Source organism: Enterococcus sp. DIV1094 (assembly GCF_017316305.2).
GTDB classification, from domain to species: domain Bacteria; phylum Bacillota; class Bacilli; order Lactobacillales; family Enterococcaceae; genus Enterococcus_B; species Enterococcus_B mangumiae.
This window is the reverse complement of sequence record NZ_CP147250.1, coordinates 635,449-651,663: the sequence shown is the minus strand read 5'-3', so window position 1 is coordinate 651,663 and position 16,215 is coordinate 635,449. Positions and strand designations below refer to the sequence as shown.

Annotated in this window: 13 protein-coding genes and 1 tRNA gene; 11 read left to right on the top strand and 3 right to left on the bottom strand. The window is 39.3% G+C overall.

Annotation, left to right across the window (positions count from 1 at the left end; all coding sequences use genetic code 11):
* Positions 1-23: 23 nt before the first annotated feature.
* The 3 genes from DOK79_RS03235 (at position 24) to DOK79_RS03225 (ending at position 3,772) form a co-directional block, all read left to right on the top strand.
* Positions 24-659, top strand: coding sequence for a GntR family transcriptional regulator (locus tag DOK79_RS03235; RefSeq protein WP_206856463.1), 636 nt, complete (start codon positions 24-26; stop codon positions 657-659).
* A gap of 196 nt (positions 660-855) precedes the next feature.
* Complete coding sequence (locus tag DOK79_RS03230) at positions 856-2,049, top strand: quaternary amine ABC transporter ATP-binding protein (protein ID WP_206856460.1); 1,194 nt, start codon at positions 856-858, stop codon at positions 2,047-2,049.
* A complete protein-coding gene (locus DOK79_RS03225; RefSeq protein ID WP_206856457.1) occupies positions 2,042-3,772 on the top strand; it encodes an ABC transporter permease/substrate binding protein in 1,731 nt (576 codons plus the stop codon). Before DOK79_RS03230 ends, DOK79_RS03225 begins: the two co-directional genes overlap by 8 nt.
* A 72-nt stretch (positions 3,773-3,844) precedes the next feature.
* On the opposite strand, the gene DOK79_RS03220 is transcribed toward DOK79_RS03225, so the two are convergent.
* Entirely contained in the window at positions 3,845-4,843 is a 999-nt protein-coding gene (locus DOK79_RS03220; protein ID WP_206856454.1) for an ROK family transcriptional regulator, read from the bottom strand.
* Positions 4,844-5,018: 175 nt separating this feature from the next.
* Between DOK79_RS03220 and DOK79_RS03215 the strand changes: the two genes are divergently transcribed.
* Positions 5,019-5,822: a Cof-type HAD-IIB family hydrolase gene (locus tag DOK79_RS03215; protein ID WP_206856452.1), complete on the top strand. Its 804-nt coding sequence runs from the start codon at positions 5,019-5,021 to the stop codon at positions 5,820-5,822.
* Positions 5,823-6,006: 184 nt separating this feature from the next.
* Here the strand turns inward: DOK79_RS03215 and DOK79_RS03210 are convergent.
* Positions 6,007-6,079 (bottom strand) — tRNA-Lys (locus DOK79_RS03210).
* Positions 6,080-6,425: 346 nt separating this feature from the next.
* On the bottom strand, positions 6,426-7,721 hold the full coding sequence (locus DOK79_RS03205; protein WP_206859623.1) for an ISL3 family transposase: 1,296 nt from the start codon (positions 7,719-7,721) through the stop codon (positions 6,426-6,428).
* A 258-nt stretch (positions 7,722-7,979) separates the two neighbouring features.
* Between DOK79_RS03205 and DOK79_RS03200 the strand changes: the two genes are divergently transcribed.
* The 7 genes from DOK79_RS03200 to DOK79_RS03170 all read left to right on the top strand — a co-directional run bounded on the left by DOK79_RS03200 (position 7,980) and on the right by DOK79_RS03170 (position 16,215).
* On the top strand, positions 7,980-8,555 hold the full coding sequence (locus tag DOK79_RS03200) for a DUF1836 domain-containing protein (protein ID WP_206856911.1): 576 nt from the start codon (positions 7,980-7,982) through the stop codon (positions 8,553-8,555).
* On the top strand, positions 8,545-9,402 hold the full coding sequence (locus DOK79_RS03195; RefSeq protein ID WP_206856909.1) for a DegV family protein: 858 nt from the start codon (positions 8,545-8,547) through the stop codon (positions 9,400-9,402). The genes DOK79_RS03200 and DOK79_RS03195 overlap by 11 nt, the downstream gene beginning before the upstream one ends.
* A gap of 312 nt (positions 9,403-9,714) precedes the next feature.
* Positions 9,715-10,785, top strand: coding sequence for a hypothetical protein (locus DOK79_RS03190; protein WP_206856907.1), 1,071 nt, complete (start codon positions 9,715-9,717; stop codon positions 10,783-10,785).
* A gap of 251 nt (positions 10,786-11,036) precedes the next feature.
* A complete protein-coding gene (locus DOK79_RS03185; protein ID WP_206856906.1) occupies positions 11,037-12,116 on the top strand; it encodes a DUF1002 domain-containing protein in 1,080 nt (359 codons plus the stop codon).
* Positions 12,117-12,360: 244 nt separating this feature from the next.
* The gene (yycF, locus tag DOK79_RS03180; protein ID WP_206856905.1) at positions 12,361-13,065 is read left to right on the top strand and encodes a response regulator YycF; all 705 of its coding nucleotides are present in this window, start codon (positions 12,361-12,363) and stop codon (positions 13,063-13,065) included.
* Between the two features lie 4 nt (positions 13,066-13,069).
* On the top strand, positions 13,070-14,911 hold the full coding sequence (gene walK, locus DOK79_RS03175; RefSeq protein WP_206856904.1) for a cell wall metabolism sensor histidine kinase WalK: 1,842 nt from the start codon (positions 13,070-13,072) through the stop codon (positions 14,909-14,911).
* Complete coding sequence (locus DOK79_RS03170) at positions 14,908-16,215, top strand: YycH family regulatory protein (protein WP_206856903.1); 1,308 nt, start codon at positions 14,908-14,910, stop codon at positions 16,213-16,215. Before walK ends, DOK79_RS03170 begins: the two co-directional genes overlap by 4 nt.

Genomic DNA, 16,215 nt, shown 5'->3' with positions numbered 1-16,215 from the left:
AGTAGGTGAAAGAGGGGGATAAAATGAGCGAAAAAACCAAGGTGGTGCGCCCACGTTATCAACAGATCGCCGTTGATTTAGCTGAACGAATCGTCGAAAATCGCTATCAGATCGGTGAGAAGATCCATGCAAGATCAACTTTAGCAAGCACATATAACGCTTCGCCGGAAACGACTCGTAAAGCAATCAATGTTCTGGTCGATCTGGGTATCATGGAAGTGCGCCATGGGAGTGGTGCATTTGTAGCTTCTAAAGAAAAAGCAAAGGATTTCTTGTTGCAATACCAAGATGTGCAATCGATCCAAGAAACGAAAGCAGAAATCATGGAAAGTGTGAAGAAACAACAAGAAGAATTGAACCATTTTTCGCAACTGTTAGATCAACTCGTGAGTCAAACGAAGCGAATACATAAGATGAACCCACTTCTTCCTTTTGAACTTGCGTTGACAGAAGAAGCGGCTCACTTAGATCAATCAATCAGTGAATTGAATATTTGGCAAGCAACTGGTGCCACAGTTATTGCGATCTCCCATGAGCAAGAGCTATTAGTCTCGCCTGGTCCATATGCTAAATTCTCAGCAGGAGATACCGTCCACTTTATTGGGAACGAGTACACGCTGCAACGAATGACAAACTTTTTTTATCCAGATGGGCAGTGAGTGGGCCTATAAGAAAATTCTCATTTTATTCTAATTTTGGTCAATCCCTATAGTGATAAGGGATTGGCCATTTTTTTGTGTATGCTGATTAATAATGGAGATACTTCAATTTTGACAAAGTGACTACATGGTGTTATCGTAGTGTGGTCACTTTTTTCAGAAAGAAAAATGAATTTACATACAAAGGAGAATTTGTTTGGTAAAAGTAGAAGTCAAAAACTTAACGAAAATATTTGGTAAACGAACACAAGCTGCTTTGGAAATGATGAAAAAGCATCAACCGAAAACAGAGATTTTACAAAAGACTGGCGCCACTGTCGGTGTCTATGAAGCAAGTTTTGATGTACAAGAAGGCGAGATATTCGTAATTATGGGACTTTCAGGGAGTGGGAAATCAACCTTGATCCGTTTATTGAATCGTTTGATCGAGCCGACATCAGGAAACATCTTGATTGACGGAGAAGACATCTCGAAATTGAGTAAAGAAGAACTGCGCGAAGTTCGCCGTCACAAAATCAATATGGTTTTCCAAAACTTCGGTCTCTTCCCTCATCGAACGATTTTAGAAAATACAGAATACGGTCTTGAAGTTCGTGGTATTCCTAAAGAAGAACGTCAAGCAAAAGCAGAAAAAGCGTTAGAAAACTCAAGTTTGCTAACCTTTAAAGATCAATACCCTAGTCAATTATCTGGGGGGATGCAACAACGTGTGGGGTTAGCCCGTGCATTGGCAAATGATCCAGAGATCCTCTTGATGGACGAAGCTTTTTCAGCACTTGATCCGTTGATTCGTCGGGAAATGCAAGATGAATTGTTAGAACTACAATCAAATGTACAAAAAACGATTATCTTCATCACACATGATTTAAATGAAGCGTTGCGTATCGGGGATCGCATTGCGTTGATGAAAGATGGCGAAATCATGCAAATCGGTACTGGAGAAGAAATACTGACAAATCCAGCCAATGATTACGTGAGAGAATTCGTTGAAGAAGTGGACCGTTCGAAAGTCTTGACAGCTCAAAACATCATGGTACCAGCATTAACAACAAATATTGAATCAGATGGACCAAACGTAGCGTTGACACGTATGCGTAATGAAGAAGTCAGCATGTTGATGGCTGTCGATAAGAAACGCAACTTAAAAGGGATCATTACAGCAGATCAAGCATTAGAAGCAAGACGTCAAAAACGTCCACTGATCGATTTCCTTGATGAAAATGTTACAGTGATCGGCAAAGATATGCTTGTTAGTGATATCTTCAATATTATTTATGATTCGCCAACACCATTAGCTGTGGTTGACAACGGTAAATTAAAAGGCGTTGTTATCCGAGGTAGCGTGATCGAAGCGTTAGCAGAAACAAGTGAGGTGAGCGAACATGAATAATCTATTAAACTATCAGGTACCCGTCGCTGACTGGGTCGAAACGATCACTGATTGGTTGACCACAACGTTCGCAGGACTGTTTTCATTCCTACAAACGATTGGTCAAGCAGTGATGACAGCTATCACGAATCTTTTATTAGTGATACCAGCACCACTATTTATTCTTTTAATGACAGTTGCAGCATTCTTTATTTCAAAAAAACGTCCTGGGTTGACATTATTTACTTTGATTGGGTTATGGTTCATCTATAATCAAGGGCTATGGACAGATTTGATGAACACCGTCACATTAGTTTTACTGTCTAGTGTGATCTCGATCATCATTGGTGTGCCACTGGGTATTTTGATGGCGAAAAATGATAAAGCACAAGGAATCATTAAACCAATCCTTGACTTTATGCAAACAATGCCAGGTTTTGTCTACTTGATCCCAGCAGTTGCCTTCTTCGGAATCGGAATGGTTCCAGGGGTATTTGCTTCTGTGATCTTTGCATTACCACCAACTGTTCGTTTTACAAACTTAGGGATTCGCCAAGTGCCAAGAGAGTTAGTCGAAGCTTCTGATTCATTTGGTAGTACGAGTTGGCAAAAGTTAGTGAAGCTTGAATTGCCTCTAGCAAAAGGAACGATCATGGCAGGGATCAACCAAACAACCATGCTTTCTCTTTCAATGGTCGTGATTGCTTCAATGATCGGAGCACCTGGTTTAGGTCGCGGCGTTCTTTCCGCTCTGCAACGTGCACAAGTCGGAAATGGTTTCGTCAATGGGGTAGCATTAGTTATCTTGGCCATCATCATTGACCGTTTTACACAACATTTGAATCAACCAAATGATCAAAAAGCAGCAAGTACTTCGAAACAAAAAAATAAAAAGCGTCAAGGACTGATCATCGGTGCAGTCGTGGTTGTACTATTAGGTGCGATCGGTGTCGGAAGTTTTACTTCTTCAACAAAAGACACAAACACGATCAATCTTTCTTACGTGGAATGGGATACAGAGGTAGCTTCAACGAATGTCGTAGCAGAAGTCTTAAAAGAGATGGGCTATGATGTAAAAGTGACGCCTTTAGATAACTCGATCATGTGGGAATCTGTTGCAAAAGGAGAATCAGATGGGATGGTTGCCGCTTGGCTACCTAAAACGCATGGTTCTCAATATGAGCAATACAAAGATCAAGTTGATGATCTAGGTGCAAACTTGAAAGGCGCTAAAGTCGGATTAGCTGTTCCAGCATACATGGACGTAAATTCGATTGCAGATCTAACCGATGAAGCAGGCAAAAAAATCACCGGTATCGAACCTGGTGCAGGTGTCGTGAATGCAGCAGAAAATACGATTGCCCAATACCCTAATCTGGACGGTTGGACAGTTGAGACCTCTTCTTCAGGAGCGATGACTGTTGCTTTAGGCCAAGCAATCAAAAATCAAGAACCAATCGTCTTTACTGGTTGGACACCACACTGGATGTTTGCGAAGTATGACTTGAAATATCTAGAAGATCCAAAGAATGCTATGGGAGATGCGGAAGAGATCCACACGATCGTTCGCCAAGGCTTGAAAGAAGATCAACCAGAAGCATACGCTGTGTTGGATAAATTCAACTGGACAGAAAAAGATATGGAAGAAGTCATGTTGGAAATCAACAACGGCAAAGACCCACAACAAGCAGCCAGAGAATGGATCGATAAGAACCAAGAAAAAGTTGCTAGTTGGAAAAACTAAGTACACGATAATAAACGGCTTTTTCGAAACACATCGTTGGTTTCGGAAAAGCCGTTTTTTGTATGAAAATTATCAATAGCAAGCAAGGTCAAAAGGCGTATGGTGATAAATCAGCCAGTGAAGACCTAAAACGATACTGGTCTCTAAATCATCCAGATAGATAAATAGAGGAGAATTAGGTTGTTTTGCTAAATAAAGGTTTTGTGCTAAAGATTCCTCTACAAGAGGCTTGATATCTGGGTCAATTGCCAAGACGAATTTATCTGGGGCAATCAACGCATTATACGTAGCAATCAAAGAAGAAAGATTTTCAGCTAGTTCGCCAGGCGTTTCAGGACTTCCTTGATCTAAGAACATCGGGAAATATTTCGCTTCGCCAGCAAGCGAGTCATGGCCTTCGATCAAAGAGGACTTGGCAAGCAATGTGACACCCGGCATACTATTTTGTGGATAGTAGATGCCAACGATCGTTTCAGACAATGGCAGTTGTTTTAAAAGACAATGACCAATCGTAAAAAGGTGGGCATCATTTTGAATATGATAAGGAAGATCCGTCACTTCCTCAATCAACTGATGAATCGGCCAATGATCCATTTTTTCATACCAACTAGAAGTGATCATTCCCTCTGAAATTTTAGCAGGAATCGAAAATCCAAGAGAGGCAATCGTTGATGCGCTCTTTAGATGATTAGCAATCAGCAACTGAAAGGCAGAAGGAGAGACATCAAAAAAAGGGCGTGTTTGTTTTGCCAATCGTTCACCTTTTAAGTCAATCGTAAAAATATCTACATATAATTGTTTGTTTTCTTCTCGAAAAACAAACAGCAATGAATGCTTTCTATCATAATTGAATTCATATTGTGTTGCCGGACGCCCGATTTCTCTTGGTTTGTTAGGATGTTCAAATAAAAAGCCATCATCCACCAACTCCTTCACTAAAGAATTGATCGTCACCATACTGATCTTTGTTGCTTCAACGATTTCGGATGAATATAGCTTTTGATGTTGATAAAGCAAGGAAAGTACGCGATTTAAATTGGTTTGCCGTATTAGATTTTTTTTAGTTGTCATCATTCATTATCCTTTATTAAGACATTTAATTAAGTATATCGGATGCCCATCTAAATGTAAATCTATAGCTAAAATAGGCATATTTGAGTATTTTATTCATTTAATACTTGACGTAATCTTATTAATTGATAAACTTAATAAAGGAACTTAATTAAAGCGTTAAGGAGGATCACATATGATTAAATTGATCTTAACAGACTTAGATGGCACGTTTTTAAATAGTAAAGGGGAATTTGATAAAAAATTATACACAGAAGTGAAAGCGCTTATGGACGAACAACAGATATTTTTTGCACCATGCACAGGAAAACAATGTGAACGTGTCGAAGAGTTATTCGGACCTGAGCTTTCCCAGGATTTATGGATTCTCGGCGATAGCGCTACTCGAATCAAGCACCAAGATGAATATGTTTACGAATCTTTATTACCAAATAAAGTCGGAACTGAAATCCTTCAAAAACTAGAGGAAATCTCTGATGAATACACGATCATCGCTTGCACACCAAGTGCAGCAATCATCAAAAATACCGTACCTGAAGAAGAAGCCAAAGTGGTTCGTCGCTCCTATGCCAGGGTCAAGACGGTTGAAAGTCTAAAAGAAATAACGGAAGACTTTGTAAAAATCACCGTGTTTGATCCGCAAAAAAAATGTTTTGAACATGTCAAACAGTTAGAAGAATTTAAACAACAAGCCTATATCGTTGCTTCAGAAGCTGCTTGGATCGACATCTCAAATCATAATGTCCATAAAGGAACAACAGTGGCAGAATTGCAAAAAATCCTAAACGTCACACCAGAAGAAACGATGGCATTTGGTGACGGCCTAAATGATATCGAATTATTAGAACGCGCAGCTTACAGCTTTGCGATGAGCAATGCCTTTGAGCAAATCAAAGAAGTTGCCCAATTTGTAACAAAATCAAATGACGAAAATGCGGTGCTCCATACGATCAAAAAAATGATTGCCTTACAAGCGTGAAAACCAGTTTGTTTGATTTTGGAGAAAGAGCCTTCAACCATTTAATTGGAAGAAGGCTCTTTTTTATTCAAATTATAGGGAAATCAAGAGTATGCCCGAGCACAAAAAAATGCCACCACGCACACTCTTTTCCAAACTACCGTAGTAGCCAAGAGTGTACTGGTGACGTGGGTTTGGCACCCAATGGGCCGTGAGGGGCTCGAACCCGCGACCCGCTGATTAAGAGTCAGCTGCTCTACCAACTGAGCTAACGGCCCATATGAAAAAGTACTTAATTATAGTAGCACTAAGTATTTTAAATTGCAAGAAGCGAATAATAAAAATACGTCAAAACTTTACTACTTCCTAGAAATTCATTCATAGTTTATTCATAAATAACCGCTAAGATAAAACTATCCCAACCAACAAAGTTCTTGCAAAGGAACAACCCATAACACTTTTTCATTTTTTACTCCTTTCCCGCCGTTTTACGGCGGGTCTTTTTTGTATTTAAAATAACTAATATATCAGCTGTTTAACGGCTCTTTGTCAATAAGGACTGATGAGTGCAATCAAGTGAAATCCGGAAGAAGAAGTGAACACTTCTTCTCCGGATTTTCTTCGTTATTTGACGTGAATGACTTGATTCGTCAAAAAGATTCGGATGCGCATGTTCTCAAATGATTTAAAGCCATAAGACACTCGTTTGAGTGTTTTGATGTGGGTGTTTTTTGCTTCAATTTTCCCATTAGAGTAAGGATAAATCAAAGAATGACGAATCCCTTCTTCATAGCTCAGAAGATTTTGTAGTTTTAGCCGAAATTCTTTATCTAATGTTTCTGGTAACTGATGCAAGAGAGTGAAAAATGACTCGTGGTCTTTGTCACGAAAGGCATCCGCTAGTTCATGGAACGCTTGATAGGCGACTTTCAAGGCAGTTGAAGCACTTAATAAACGGTCAAGCACCATGGCTTCTGTCAGGTAAGGATACTTTGGGGCACGAAAGCTACGCCAAGTTTTATATTCTGTGTGGTTGATATTCTTCCGATTTTTGGTGAGTAAGCGCCAATGGCTTTTTAATTTCCTTGGCATTGTCCGATTGCCCGAAGCAATCAGGCGTTTCATTTCACGGACACGAAAATCTTGGAACGCTTGATTCATGTGTTTGATCACATGAAAACGATCAATGACCAGTTTGGCATGAGGAAATACTTTTTTTGTTAGTTGAAAATACGCCGCATTCATATCAGTAACTAAATAGTCGACGTCAGATGGATTCACACATGTCTGGAAATAAGTGGTCAACCGAGACAATTTTCGAGTGGGTAAGATATCAACTAATTGCCCGGTTTCCCCATCGGCACAAATAAAACTCATCTTATCTTCTGAGGATACATGGGAACGAAATTCATCGACCATCAATACTTTGGGCAGGTGGCGCTTGGCTTGTTTTGGTAAATAGGTTTTTAACGACTTCAAAATACGCGTCACCGTTGGAATAGACACCTGGCAATGCTTTGCGATAAAAGATAAGGAGACCTTTTCGGTGAGTAAAGCAATGATTTTCATTTTTACATGCTCGGCAATCGAATGATTTGGCCGAACAAAATAGCTTTGGGCTGTCCAATGGGTATGGCAGTTTCTACAGTGATAACGTTGTTTCTTCAGCCGCATGATTAGCGGTAAATGGTTGAATTGATCGAAACGAATGCAGGTCATTTTCTTGCCATTTTTGACAATGACCGTTTTCCCCTTCGAATCTCTCACGGCAGAGCCACAAGTCAAACAAGCAGAAGTAGGAGGAGCTAACACTGCGTCAATAACTAAAGTATTGGTTTGATGGAACGTTTCGTAAGAAACATCTTGGATGGTTAAATATTTATCTGTTAATCGGAGCATTTTTTTGATAGAATTTTCCATAGAGCATATCGTCCTCTCAGTTGTTTATTTTGTGGTGATTTAATCATACTAGAGAACGATATGTTTTTTAATACCCAAAAAGAAAAAGTGGACTGACGAATCAGAATTGATTCATCAGTCCACTTTATTATAGAGCCTGTTTAACGTTTATAAAAAACGAAAGTTCTTGTTATTAAATAATCTAGTCAAGGAAACTAGATTGCATGTTTTTTGAAACTTTGATAAGATATTAATGAGAACATTAAAGGAGCTTTCATAATGGAAAAAATGCGACAGCAGTTAGTCGATTGGGGAGAGAATCTCGAATCCTTTCGATTACCTCATTGGGAAGAGCTTCCCGACCTAGAGCTTTATATGGACCAAGTGAAAACATTGGTAGATCGCTATCTCTCACCAGTGATCCAAGGAGAAAAACATCCTTTGCTGACTTCATCCATGGTGAATAACTATGTGAAGTTAGGCATGATACCGGCGCCAGTCAAAAAAAAATACAGTAAACAACATGTGGCATTTTTGATTGCGATCACGACGCTCAAACAAATCTTAACGATCCCCGAGATCAAAGAAGGGATTTTATTCCAAGGGAAAACGATTGGGATACGAGAAGCGTACAATCTTTTTTGTGATGAGCAAGAAAATGCGATACGAATGGTTAGTCAATTAGCCCAAGGAAAACAACTTGAACAATTATTAAATAAAGAAATTCCATTAGAATATGTTGCTGTTCGTTCAGCGACGATTTCTTTTGCAATGAAGCTACTAGCGGAAAAAACCATCAGCCTGGAAAGCGAATATTTACAAGAGGCAAAAAAGGAGAAAGAAAATGAAGAATAAAATTGCAATTTTAGTAGATTCAGGAACAGATGTGCCACAAGAAATCATTGATATGTACAATATTTATGTGATTCCTTTGAAAATCATCTATAAAGATAGAGAATATACAGATAAAGTTGACATCACTCCTGAAGAAATTTATAAGCGTTTACCTGAAGAAATTCCAGGCACATCTTTACCCGATGGAGAATCAATCACCAAAATTTTTGATCAAATCAAAGATGATGGCTACGATAAAGTACTCGCAATCACTATCTCAAGTGGTTTAAGTGGAACGAATAATGTCGTTCGTCTTGTTGCACAAGAACAAGAAGGACTACAAACGCATGTGTTAGATACAAAAAATATCGGTATCGGTGCTGGATTCACAGCAATCCAAGCCGCGAAATGGATCGAAGAAGGCATGGAATGGGAAACGCTGATCGATGAATTAGTTGCATTAGCAGAACGTACGAAAGTCTTCTTCAACGTAGCAACACTTGAATACCTACAAAAAGGTGGACGTATTGGTTTAGTTGCTTCAATTTTGGGAAATGCTTTAAAATTGAACCCAATCATCTCTTGTAATGAAGAAGGTATCTATTATACAGTAGGTAAAGCACGTGGAAGAAAGAAAAGTTTAGAGAAAACGATGTCCTATGTGAAAGAAGTAGTCGGAGATGCGAAAGTCTTTAACTTAGCGGTTGCACATGGTGATGCAGAAGAAGAAGCAATCGAAATGAAGGCACGTTTTGAACGTGAATTTCCAAATGTCCAAGAGATTTATTTTGGACAAATCTCACCGGCATTAGTCGTCCACACTGGTCCAGGTCTATTGGGTATCGGTATCCAAATACTTGAAGCATAGGATGACCAACGACAAGTATCGTCAAAGAATAGATTTATTTTTTATCGTTCACAACTAGAGATAAAAAATAAAAGAATACTAAAAGAATTGCAAATGAAGACCCGCTCTTTAGAAGTTAGATCAGCATCTAATTTCTAGAGGGCGGTATTTTTATAGGCAAACTTAATTTTGGATTCAAATGATAAATTCTTCAAAAGTAGCTTGACCTTAGAATCGCTCTAACCAATATCATTAAAGTAGACATAGAAATACGAATCATATCGATTGATCACTATGTCAGTTTATTTATAGGTAGAAAGAAGGAGTTTCAAAATGAATTATGTAGAATTAAGTGCTCACAGGGAAAATCCGGCGGTGACGATCATGTTAGGGATGCCAAATGACGAGAAAAGTGCTGAAAAATATAAACTAGTGTTAAAAAATCTTGTAAAACAGATTATTTTAGAGTTGGAAGAAATGGCAGGAACAGCGGCGAAAACAATGATTAATAAAATTGATCAATTGCTAGAAGACTTTCAACCTACGCATAAAAGAGGAAGTATTGTCTATTTTGTTTCGCCAAGTATCAATGAACAAATCGAAGTACCATTTGTGTTGGAGAGTCAATACGTTATCGATGAGTATTTCCATACAAAAGAAATCTTAAGAAGCGAAAGTAAAATGAATCACTATTATGTGTTGACGATTGGGATGGATTGTTCACGTCTACTAGAATATGTCGATCATATTTTAGTACAAGAAGTGAAAGATGCGCATTTCCCAATCAGGAATAAAGGCTATTGGACAAAAGACCGTGTATTGAACTCAATGGGAAGCGTACAAACGAATTACAAAAAAGAGTTCTTTAAATGGATCGATTCTGAGTTGCAACCTTATTTGAATCGTACGCCACGTCCAATCATTTTAGCTGGAACAACTGAAAATATTGCTGCGTATAAGCAGATTTGCCATAAAGATGAACTGATCGTTGGTGAAATCTATGGAAACTTTACCGCTGATAGCGGCGAAAATGAGTTGGCAATAGGAGAGCAAGCAAATCAGGTGATCCAAGAATATATTCGTCATCAAAAAGAAACGTTGTTGTACACTTTAGCAGGAATGGAAAATCAAGGACGTTTAGAGCGAGATGTAGCCAATATCTATAGACAAGTAATCAAAGGAAAAGGACAAAAATTGATCGTTGACCACGATTACTACCAAGAGGCAGTGATTGTCGATCATCAAGTCAAATTATTAGATATCTCCTCAACCGACGAAGGCTATGTCGAAGATATCGTGAATGAGATCATTTACGAAGTAATGCGATACGGAGGAGAAGTTATTTTCGTTGAATCGAAAGTGTTAGAAAATCAATCGCCGATCCTATTGCAATTACGCTACTAAAATCAAATGATACAAAAGTAAAAAAAAGCCTAGAAGGCGAGGTCCAAAGCCCAACATTCGAAAATAGTCGGAGGTTGGGCTTTTTTTATGAACGATGAAAGAAAGGCTAAAAAGGTTATAACGGTAAAAAAACACCAGTAATATTAAAAGATAGTATAAGATTCTTTTCAAATCAGCCTTGAGGCGTAGGTTATCTTATAGACCTTATAGTACAATGTTTAAAACAGAAAACAGCTACATGGAGGTTATGTATGAAAAAAACAAAAATAATTGCCACTCTCTTGGTCTCAAGCCAAGTTTTACTAGCGACACCAATCGTATTAGCAGAAGAAACGGCGACAACACAAAGCATTGTCCCAATTTCAGGAACTGTTGACCCGGCAGTTGCAACGGACTCTTCTGAGACAGGTACAACACAAAGCATTGTCCCGATTTCAGGAACTGTTGACTCGACAGTTGCTACTGATTCTTCTGAATCATCAACATCAAGTAGTTCGAGTGAACGTTTGCAGATCAATGCAGTAGCAATCGGTAATGCGTTAACGAAAGAACAAGAAACTTATACATTAGACAAACTAGGGATCAAAGGTGAGACGCCGATTTATAAGACATCTGGTACAGATTTAATGACCTATATCCCTGATGGTGGATTTACCGCAGACTGGGCAGTTTATAGCTCTGTCCGCATGCAGACACTTTCTGAAGGTGAAGGAATCACTGTCGATATCGCCACACCAGAAAATATCACACGAATCACTGCTGCGCAATATCAAAATGCAGCGTTGACAGCTGGGATCACTGATGCGAAATTGACAGTCGCATCCGCAGTGCCGATCGATGGCTCAGGAGCTTTAGCAGGCGTGTATAAGATCGTTGAAGAATCTGGTGGGATCATCAATCAGGATAGAGTATCTGTCGCTCAAAATGAAATGGATGTTTTATCTTCTATCACAGAAGAAAACAAAGATAAAGACGGCTATTCTGACGAAGCGTTAAACAAAGCGCAAGAGCAAGCAAAAGAAGAATTGGCGGCTAAAACTGCTGATGGAAAAGAATTGACACAAGCAGATATTCAAACGACAGTTGAAAAAGCACTGAAAGATAATGGATTAGAAGATGTTATGACAAGCGATCAAGTCACAGAAATAACTTCATTGATGAGCGAGATGAAAGATAAAAATATTTTTGAAGACTTCGTGAAAGAATTGGACTTAACTGAGGCACGCAAACAAATTGAAGAAAGATCAAAAGGTCTTTGGGAGAATATCAAAGGATTCTTTAGTGGGATATGGGATTCGATCACTGGCATGTTTTCTGGCAACTCCCAATAATTGAAGGGATATTTTTACCCGAATGAAATAAATATTTGGATCTGTCTTATGTGGATCATGGATAACAGAAACATAAATAAACCGCTAAAACTTTAACGAGTTAGCGGTTTATTTTTATCCGCATCCATGTTTTCTGTCAGGAGATTTTTATTAATAACGTGCTATTTTTTAAGAAAGATGAAACCTGATAAGAAATGCGGTATAATGGAACAGAATGACAATACTAACTAAGAGGTGGCTCTTTATGAAAAAAATACTAGTTGTCGACGACGAAAAACCGATTTCGGATATCGTCAAATTTAATTTAGCAAAAGAAGGCTATGATGTTTATACAGCGTATGATGGGGAAGAAGCTTTAGTGAAGGTAGCTGAGGTGGAACCTGATTTGATCGTCTTAGATTTGATGTTGCCAAAAATGGATGGCTTAGAAGTGGCTCGTGAAGTGCGAAAAACGTTTGACATGCCGATCATCATGGTGACAGCGAAGGATTCTGAGATCGACAAAGTTCTAGGTTTAGAACTTGGAGCAGACGATTATGTGACCAAACCATTTTCTAATCGGGAATTAGTGGCTCGGGTGAAAGCAAATCTTCGACGTGGGGCTTCTGCTGCCAAAGAAGTAGAAGAAGTAACTCCTTCTGAATTGGTCATTGGGGATTTGACGATCCATCCCGATGCCTATATGGTGACAAAACGTGGCGAAACGATCGAATTGACTCATCGCGAGTTTGAACTTCTATTTTATTTGGCAAAACACATTGGTCAAGTAATGACACGTGAGCATTTGTTACAGACCGTTTGGGGATATGATTATTTTGGAGATGTCCGTACAGTAGACGTGACCGTTCGTCGTTTACGTGAAAAAATCGAGGACAATCCAAGTCATCCTAGCTATTTAGTTACACGCCGAGGCGTAGGATACTACTTGCGTAATCAAGAACAGGAGTAATTGGATGAAAGGAAAAGTCCGTTTTTTTCGATCAGTAAACTTCAAAATAGCGATCACATTTATTTTGATTTTACTGATCTCAATTGAGATCATTGGTGCGTATTTTATTAGGGGATTGGAACGTTCAACGATCAATACCTTTATCAAAGATATGAACCAAACAGTAGAAACGTTAGCGACAACGATCAGTCCGGAGCTGAACCGTAAAGGAAATGACAGTGCTGGTATCGATGACGCCAATACGAATATCAAACGTTTTATTGAGACCAGTGCCTCAAGCGATATTATCGAGATTCGTGTCGTGGATGAAAGAGGGATCATTCGTGCAACGACAGAAGTCAGTGAACAAGGCTCGGTCGGCAAAAAGAATGACTATGTCGATATCAATGATTTTACAACCAAACGATATGTCGCCTTAGACGACGATGGAAAACGAGTAAATATCAATATCCAACCCATTTTGTCCCCGACCGGCGATGCCGTTATCGGGGCTCTTTACGTCAAAAGTGATATTGAACAAAAATATTCAGAGATCACTAATACAGCGTTGATTTTTTTCACTGCTTCATTGATCGCCGCATTCATTTCAATGATCGTTTCTGTCTTGGTTGCGCGTTCGATCACGCAACCGATTGGGGAAATGCGTGAACAAGCGATCCGCATTGCTCGTGGTGACTATAGCCGCAAGGTAAAAGTCCACGGACAAGATGAATTAGGGCAACTCGCTGAAACGTTCAACCAGTTAGCAGAACGGATCGAAGAAGCGCAAGACACCATGGAAGCCGAACGAAATCGTCTTGATAGCGTCTTGTCACATATGACGGATGGTGTTATCGCAACCGATCGTCGTGGGAAAATCATTACGATCAATGATATGGCTGTCTCATTATTAGATTTGAAAAAGGAAGAAGCAATCGGTCAATCCATCTTGACACTATTAGCGATCGAAGAAGAATACACGCTACGTAAGCTTTTAGAAGACCCGAATGAAATGATCTTAGATCGCTCGACAGGAGCGCGAGAAGCAGACCAAATGATCTTACGTGTCGATTTTTCGATGATCCGACGAGAATCTGGTTTTATCAGTGGGTTAGTTGCAGTGTTACATGACGTTACAGAACAAGAGAAAACGGAACGGGAACGTCGAGAATTCGTTTCAAATGTCTCGCATGAATTGCGTACGCCATTAACTAGTATGCGTAGCTACATCGAGGCACTAAGTGAGGGCGCTTGGAAGGACGAAGAAGTCGCACCGAACTTCTTGAAAGTGACCTTGGATGAAACCGACCGTATGATCCGTATGATCAACGATTTGCTGAATCTCTCTCGTATGGATACAGGGAATACCCAGTTACAATTAGAGTATGTGAACTTTAATGAACTCGTCAATTTTGTGTTAGATCGTTTTGATATGATGGTAGGGAATCAAGAGAAGAATTATACGATCCGTCGAGAGTTCACTCAACGAGATCTTTGGGTCGAGATCGATACGGATAAAATCATCCAGGTCATCGACAATATCATGAACAATGCGATCAAATATTCACCTGATGGAGGCGCCATTACCTGTCGCTTACTTGAAACCCATAACAATGTGATTTTAAGTATTACGGACCAAGGGCTCGGTATTCCGAAAAAAGATTTGAACCGTGTATTTGAGCGTTTTTATCGAGTGGACAAAGCAAGAGCTAGAGCACAAGGCGGAACAGGACTCGGTTTAGCGATCTCTCGTGAAGTAGTGAAAGCACATCGTGGCGCAATCTGGGCAGAAAGTAAGGAGGGACAAGGTTCAACCTTCTATATTTCTTTACCTTATGAACCGTATGAGGAGGAATGGTGGGAATGAAGATTTCTGAAAAATTTATACGAATTGGTTTGATCTTGATGGTTGCATTAAGCCTATATTTCTCTTATGCGATTTGGCTAAGTCCAGCTGGGAAAACCTCAATCAACTTGGAGGAGACCACTTCACAAGTGGTTGAATCACAAAGCTATCGTAAAGCATCAGAAATTTATCTGCCTTTACACCTCACTTGGTTCCAAAAAGAGACAGCGAAAGAAACGAATAGCGAGAACTTGATTTCTAGAATCCATGGATTGATCGAAGGCGCACGTTTCGGCAAGTTGACAGAAGTCGTGGAAGCAGATCAAGAAAAGTTCGATCAGAAGAAGGCACTCAATGAAGGAATCGAATTCTCATACAATGCTCCATATCTGCTGAGCGGCTATGTCAAAGCATTTGGATTGAACATTGATCTAGGAGAAGTTCAAAACGAAGATGTCTACTTTACGAGTGTCCAGTTTGATGAAAAAGGAGATAAAGTCAGCTTTATCGATTATGATCAACAAACGATTTATGAAGCTAGTCTATCAATGGATTGGAATGTGGTAGAACATGATTTAAATTCTTCGGATGTCAACTGGACACCTGTCTTCAACACACCAACAAATATCGAAACACAGCACAGCATTAAAGAACCAATGAAATTGAAAAAATACAGTTATATTTTATCTCAGCAACCGTATACGGTCTTTCGAAATGCCTTCTTTTCTCAGGCAGATGAGGTAAAAAATAATGATGAAAGTACTGAATTGATCTTTTATGATGGCAATGAAACGATGACGATCCATTCTGAGAATCAAATCGTTGATTTTAGAGGTGAGTTGCCGACGACTGAAGAACCTAACAATATTTTTACGGATAGTTTTCCTTATGTCAGCAAATTAGGCGGAGCTTTAGGAAATGTTCGTTATTTCGATCGCAATAAGAATCAAATCGATTATCGTATTTTTGTGGAAGGTTTCCCTGTTTTTGGTTCAGACAGCAAAGGGAAAGTCGGGATCGAAATCGGTAATGAGCAAGCGAGTAACCAAGTAAGTATCCAAACAAGCTTAAATACCATTCAAGTTCCTATCCCTTCAGATGAAGAAGTCGAGTTGCCTAGCACGGATGAAGTCTATCAAGAACTGATTGATAAAGGAGCGGAAGAATCGAAAATCGAGCTGATCATCGTTGGTTATACATGGCAAAATATCGAGGAAACCAATCGCGTCGTTGATCTCTTCCCAGAATGGTATGTGAAATATCAAGGAGAATGGCATTCTGCGAATGAATTGTTAGCCAAGTTACCTGAGAAGGAGGCGGAGTAA

Excerpts from the sequence above, each read along its gene's own strand:
- DOK79_RS03190 (WP_206856907.1), top strand. The coding sequence starts at position 9,715 with ATGAATTATGTAGAATTAAGTGCTCACAGGGAAAATCCGGCGGTGACG.
- DOK79_RS03235 (WP_206856463.1), top strand. The coding sequence starts at position 24 with ATGAGCGAAAAAACCAAGGTGGTGCGCCCACGTTATCAACAGATCGCC.
- DOK79_RS03170 (WP_206856903.1), top strand. The coding sequence starts at position 14,908 with ATGAAGATTTCTGAAAAATTTATACGAATTGGTTTGATCTTGATGGTT.
- DOK79_RS03225 (WP_206856457.1), top strand. The coding sequence starts at position 2,042 with ATGAATAATCTATTAAACTATCAGGTACCCGTCGCTGACTGGGTCGAA.
- walK (WP_206856904.1), top strand. The coding sequence starts at position 13,070 with ATGAAAGGAAAAGTCCGTTTTTTTCGATCAGTAAACTTCAAAATAGCG.
- DOK79_RS03200 (WP_206856911.1), top strand. The coding sequence starts at position 7,980 with ATGGAAAAAATGCGACAGCAGTTAGTCGATTGGGGAGAGAATCTCGAA.
- yycF (WP_206856905.1), top strand. The coding sequence starts at position 12,361 with ATGAAAAAAATACTAGTTGTCGACGACGAAAAACCGATTTCGGATATC.
- DOK79_RS03195 (WP_206856909.1), top strand. The coding sequence starts at position 8,545 with ATGAAGAATAAAATTGCAATTTTAGTAGATTCAGGAACAGATGTGCCA.
- DOK79_RS03185 (WP_206856906.1), top strand. The coding sequence starts at position 11,037 with ATGAAAAAAACAAAAATAATTGCCACTCTCTTGGTCTCAAGCCAAGTT.
- DOK79_RS03215 (WP_206856452.1), top strand. The coding sequence starts at position 5,019 with ATGATTAAATTGATCTTAACAGACTTAGATGGCACGTTTTTAAATAGT.
- DOK79_RS03220 (WP_206856454.1), bottom strand. The coding sequence starts at position 4,843 with ATGACAACTAAAAAAAATCTAATACGGCAAACCAATTTAAATCGCGTA.
- DOK79_RS03205 (WP_206859623.1), bottom strand. The coding sequence starts at position 7,721 with ATGGAAAATTCTATCAAAAAAATGCTCCGATTAACAGATAAATATTTA.